The sequence below is a fragment of the Kitasatospora sp. NPDC056181 genome, assembly GCF_042266225.1.
Taxonomy (GTDB): domain Bacteria; phylum Actinomycetota; class Actinomycetes; order Streptomycetales; family Streptomycetaceae; genus Kitasatospora.
The window spans coordinates 1-4,640 of the sequence record NZ_JBHJUK010000282.1 but is presented as its reverse complement, the minus strand read 5'-3'; the positions used below and the strand labels follow the sequence as shown (position 1 = coordinate 4,640).

The 4,640-nt window shown below is 73.6% G+C and carries 4 protein-coding genes; 3 read left to right on the top strand and 1 reads right to left on the bottom strand.

Features of this window, described 5'->3' with window-relative positions:
* Positions 1-367: 367 nt before the first annotated feature.
* Positions 368-1,375, top strand: coding sequence for an ABC transporter substrate-binding protein (locus tag ACFC1F_RS42690; protein WP_376167142.1), 1,008 nt, complete (start codon positions 368-370; stop codon positions 1,373-1,375).
* A 204-nt stretch (positions 1,376-1,579) separates the two neighbouring features.
* Entirely contained in the window at positions 1,580-2,902 is a 1,323-nt protein-coding gene (locus ACFC1F_RS42685) for a geranylgeranyl reductase family protein (protein ID WP_209413246.1), read from the top strand.
* Positions 2,903-3,013: 111 nt separating this feature from the next.
* Here the strand turns inward: ACFC1F_RS42685 and ACFC1F_RS42680 are convergent, their stop codons facing one another.
* The gene (locus ACFC1F_RS42680; RefSeq protein WP_376167140.1) at positions 3,014-3,412 is read right to left on the bottom strand and encodes a hypothetical protein; all 399 of its coding nucleotides are present in this window, start codon (positions 3,410-3,412) and stop codon (positions 3,014-3,016) included.
* Positions 3,413-3,949: 537 nt separating this feature from the next.
* Between ACFC1F_RS42680 and ACFC1F_RS42675 the strand changes: the two genes are divergently transcribed.
* Positions 3,950-4,624, top strand: a complete 675-nt coding sequence (locus ACFC1F_RS42675; RefSeq protein ID WP_376167138.1) for a TNT domain-containing protein — start codon at positions 3,950-3,952, stop codon at positions 4,622-4,624.
* The last annotated feature ends 16 nt before the right edge of the window (positions 4,625-4,640 follow it).

Sequence of the window (4,640 nt, the reverse complement as noted above, 5' to 3'; positions counted from 1 at the left end):
GCCCCTGTGACCCGCGCGGCGCCGCGGCCCGTTCCGCGTCGACGCCGGCGCACAGCGCGCCGCCGGGGACGCCGCCGAAGCCGCCGCCGGGGCCCGCCGAAGCCGCCGCCGGGGCCCGCCGAAGCCGCCGCCTCTGCGCCGGCGGCACCGTGCCCTCGGTCGCCCCGCCTCCTCCGCCCGTGGCGAGGGGTGCGAGGATGGCCCCGACCGCCCCTGAAGGCGGACCTCCGCCGACCGGCCGCCCCCACACCCCGGGGCGGCCCCATCCGGGCACACGGCGATGTGGTCCGCCCTGCGTACCCCGGCAGCCCTCCGGCGCGGCGTCTCCCTGAACGCACTCCCTCACCTGCGAAGAAGACGCATCGCGATGCACCGAACCCTCACCACCCCCGTACCCAGATCCACCCGCGCCCCCAGATCCGCTCCCGCGCCCCGACCCGCTCCCACCGACCTCCTGTCCGTCGCAGGGCGCTCCCGGGCGCCGCTGCGTGCCGCCGCCGCCCTCGGCGCCGGCGGCCTGCTGCTCACCGGCTGCGGCAGCCCCGCCCCGGCTCCCGGCAGCCAGGACGACCTCCAGGCCCGGCTCCCCAAGGCGGTCAAGGCCGCAGGGGTGCTCAAGATCGGCTCCTACCTCAACTACCCGCCGGTGGACTTCAAGGACTCCGGCGGCGCGCCCGCCGGGCTCGACCCGGAGCTCGCCAAGGCGATCGGCTCCGCGATCGGGCTGAAGGTCGAGTTCACCGACATGCCGTTCGAGAAGCTGATTCCGGCCGTCCAGGCCAAGCAGATCGACCTGGCGATGTCGGCGGTGATCGACACCAAGCAGCGCCAGCTGGGCGCCGCCGACGACGGCCACCAGGCCGATGCGGGCGTGGACTTCGTCGACTACTTCGGCTCCGGGACGTCGATGGTGGTCAAGGCCGGCAACCCGCTGAACCTCTCCTCCCTGGAGAGCCTCTGCGGCCGGACCGTGGCCGTCCAGCGCGGCACCGTCCAGGACGAGCTGGCCACCCGGCAGACCGCGGCCTGCCTGCGGACCGGCAAGCAGCTGCAGATCCACCGCTTCGAGAGCGACGACCAAGCGCTCGCCGAGGTCGCCGCCGGCGCGGCGGCCGCCGACCTGAACGACTACCCGGTGGCCCAGTACAACACCACCCAGCCGGGCCGCGTCGGCACCTTCGAGCTGGCCGGCTCCAACTTCCTGCAGGCCGGTCCGTACGGCATCACCGTCGCCAAGGGCAACACCGCCCTGCGCGACGTCATCGCCAAGGCGCTCGACGAGGTGATCCACAGCGGCGAGTACGACAAGATCCTCGCCAAGTGGAACCTGCACCGCGGCGCGGTCTCCAGCGCCGTCGTCAACGGCGGTCTCTGACCTCCGGGGGCGCGCGCGGCGACCCGTGCCGCACGTGCCCGAGGGTGCCCCGCACACCGTCGCGGGTGCCGACGCCCCGCCCCGATGGCCGGTAACGACCGGTCATCGGGGCGGGGTCCGCGTGTCGGGGCGCGGCACGGCGGCCGCTGTCCCTATCGTCGGTGACCGCGAGTCCGCAGCCGATCCGACCCGTGGGAGTGCCTGATGCCCGGCCCAGAGCAGCAGTTGTCCACCGATCTCGCGCCCGGCCGCGGGCCGGAGCACGCCGACGTGATCGTGGTGGGCGCGGGACCGGCGGGCTCCACCGCCGCCTACCACCTCGCCCGGACCGGCCTCGACGTGCTGCTGCTGGAGAAGTCGGCCTTCCCCCGCGAGAAGGTCTGCGGCGACGGTCTGACACCGCGCGCCGTCAAGCAGCTGGTCGACCTCGGCATCGACGTCTCCGAGGAGGCCGGCTGGCTGCACAACCGGGGACTGCGCGTGGTCGCCGGGGAACGACGACTGGAGTTCGACTGGCCCCAGCTCTCGGCCTTCCCCTCGTTCGGACTCGTCCGGCGGCGCGCCGACTTCGACGAACTGCTCGCCCGCCGGGCCGCCTCGGCCGGCGCGCGACTGGTCGAACGGGCCAACGTGGCAGGCCCGTTGGTCGACGAGCGGACCGGCCGGATCACCGGGGTGACGGCCCGCCTCGGCGAGGACCGGCAACCGGTCAGCTACCACGCGCCGCTGGTCGTCGCCGCGGACGGGAACTCCACCCGGCTGTCGCTCGCCATGAAGCGCTACCGCCGCACCGACCGGGCGATGGGCGTCGCCTACCGGACGTACTTCACCACCCCGCGGCACGACGACCGCTACCTGGAGGCCTGGCTCGACCTGCGCGACCCGCGGGACCCGGCCAAGCGCCTGCTGCCCGGCTACGCCTGGGTGTTCGGGATGGGCGACGGCACCGCCAACGTCGGCCTCGGCGTGCTGGACACCGCCGCCGTGGCCCGCGAGGTGGACTGGCGGGACCTGCTCCAACGCTGGTGCGCCCTCCTGCCGCCCGAGTACGGCTTCACGCCCGAGGGCATCACCGAGCCCGTCCGCGGTTCGGCCCTCCCGATGGGGCTCAACCGCCAGCCGCACTACGCCGACGGTCTGCTGCTGATCGGCGACGCGGGCGGCACGGTCAGCCCGGCGACCGGCGAGGGCATCGCCTACGCGATGGAGTCCGGCCGGTACGCCGCCGAGACGATCGTCCAGGCGCTGGCCCGGCGCACCGACCGCGGTCGCGAACTCGCCCTGCGCGCCTACCCGCAGGCGCTGCGCGCCGCCTACGACGGGTACTTCGCGCTCGGCCGGCTGGTCGCCGACGTGCTGGGCCGCCCCCGCCTGCTCGGCACGGCCGGCGCGCTCGGCCTCGGCCACCCCGCCCTGCTGAAGGTGGCCTTCCGGCTGATGGTCAACCTGACCGAGCCGAACTCCCGTGACGCGCTCGACCGGCTGCTCCACGCCCTCGGCAAGATGGCGCCGAGCAGCCGGTCCTGACGGAACATCACATGGAGAGGCGTCCTCGTGGCGAGGGCCCCCGCTGCGAGGGGTCCTTGCCGGACGACGCCTCTCCGTCGCTGCGCCTCCTCGCCCGCGCGCCGCGTTCCGTCAGGCGTTGAACCACCGCTTGCCGTCGTTCGACATGAAGGCCGTGACGATCAGCAGGGCGATGGCCAGCGCGGCGAGCGCTATGAACGCGCCGGAGAAGAGCTGGAGCAGGCCGGAGATGATCGAGAGCCACTCGATCACCAGGACGGTGATCCTGGTCCAGCCGGCCCGGCGCGGGGCCAGCGCGGCGCAGATGCCGAGGATGACGGCGATGAGGAGCGACAGGACGGCGACGAGCCGGACCAGCCCGGCGTCGTCACCGGTCTCGTCGCTCATCAGCGCGAACAGGAAGAGCCCGGCGAGGCCGTTCAGGACGGCATGCACCCACACCCCTGCGACCGCCCACCGGACCGAGCCCGGCATCTTCTCGGGCCCCCACTGCTGTGCCTGGTACGACATCGCTGTCCACCCCCGATTGTCGGTACGACGACGGCCTGACGGCCGGGCCGTATCCGTGATGGTCGGCGCGACTTGACGGACTGTCAACGCATTTGATGGCGCCCGGAACGGCTTCGTTACGACGCGGCTCCGAGCGCGGCTGCGGGGGCGGATCCGGGTGTGCATCCGGGTGCGATCCAGGGGGCGGGTGGGGTCCAGGGGGCGGGTGGGGTCCGGGCCGACGGTGCCGTCCGACGGCGAGAGCGGGCGGCAAGCGCGGGCGGTGCGGCGGCGCGGGCGGTGCAGCGGTGCTGCGGTGCGGCGGTGCCGGCCGGGCGCGCCATGGGGCGCGACCATTCCCCGGGGGCGTGACCCTCCATCCTGCACGCCCCCCGGGTCGGATGCGGGCGGGTTGGCCGAAACAGGAGAAAACACCGGCATGACGGGCCCGTCCTGTTGACGTGGAGTCAGGTGATCCGCTTGCCTGGGTGGCGACCTGGACACGGAGGGTGACGGATCATCCTCCGGTCCCTATGACCTTGATACGACGGAGACACCGTGCGCCTTCGCCTTCGCCTGTTCGTCGCACCGCTGACCGCGGTCGTAGCGCTGCTCGCCCCCGCCCTGCCGGCCTCCGCCGCGGACGCGGCCACCGCCGATGCGGCCACCGCGACCCCCTCCGACGAGTGCTCGGCAGCCGACTACCACGGCGACCCGCGCCTCGGCCCCGAGGACCTGCCGACCACCGGCCCGGTCGGCCGCGAACTGATCGGCTACAAGCGCACCGGCGGCCTCTCCGAGGACAAGTTCCTGGCCACCTACTACAGTCCCACCGCCAACAACGGAAGCCCGGGCTGGATCTACCCGCCGGCGAACGGCTACGTCACGCTGCCCGACGGCAGCGCGATCGAGTTCGAGCTCACCCTCTACCCGAACCAGAACATCGACCGTTACGGCAGCGAGTACGGCTCCTTCCTCGCCCCCGAGGGCCTGCCCTATGCCAGCCGCTCGATCCCGCCGCAGAGCCTCGACAGCAACCCCGCGGCCCCCTGCAACTACCACGACTACAAGGTGCTGAAGCCGTTCAAGGTGCACGCCGGCCCGATCGCGCCCTGGTTCGGCCAGCCCGGCTACGGCTTCCAGTACCAGCTCGACGCCGCCCTCGTGCCGAACGGCCCGGCCCGGCTGAACGTGCTCTGGCTCGTCGACAACGGCTACCTCGCCCGGATCTGACGCCCGCCCGGGCCGG

What these genes read in the sequence shown, in the direction of transcription:
- ACFC1F_RS42690 (WP_376167142.1), top strand. Translation starts at nt 368, where the DNA reads ATGCACCGAACCCTCACCACCCCCGTACCCAGATCCACCCGCGCCCCC.
- ACFC1F_RS42685 (WP_209413246.1), top strand. Translation starts at nt 1,580, where the DNA reads ATGCCCGGCCCAGAGCAGCAGTTGTCCACCGATCTCGCGCCCGGCCGC.
- ACFC1F_RS42680 (WP_376167140.1), bottom strand. Translation starts at nt 3,412, where the DNA reads ATGTCGTACCAGGCACAGCAGTGGGGGCCCGAGAAGATGCCGGGCTCG.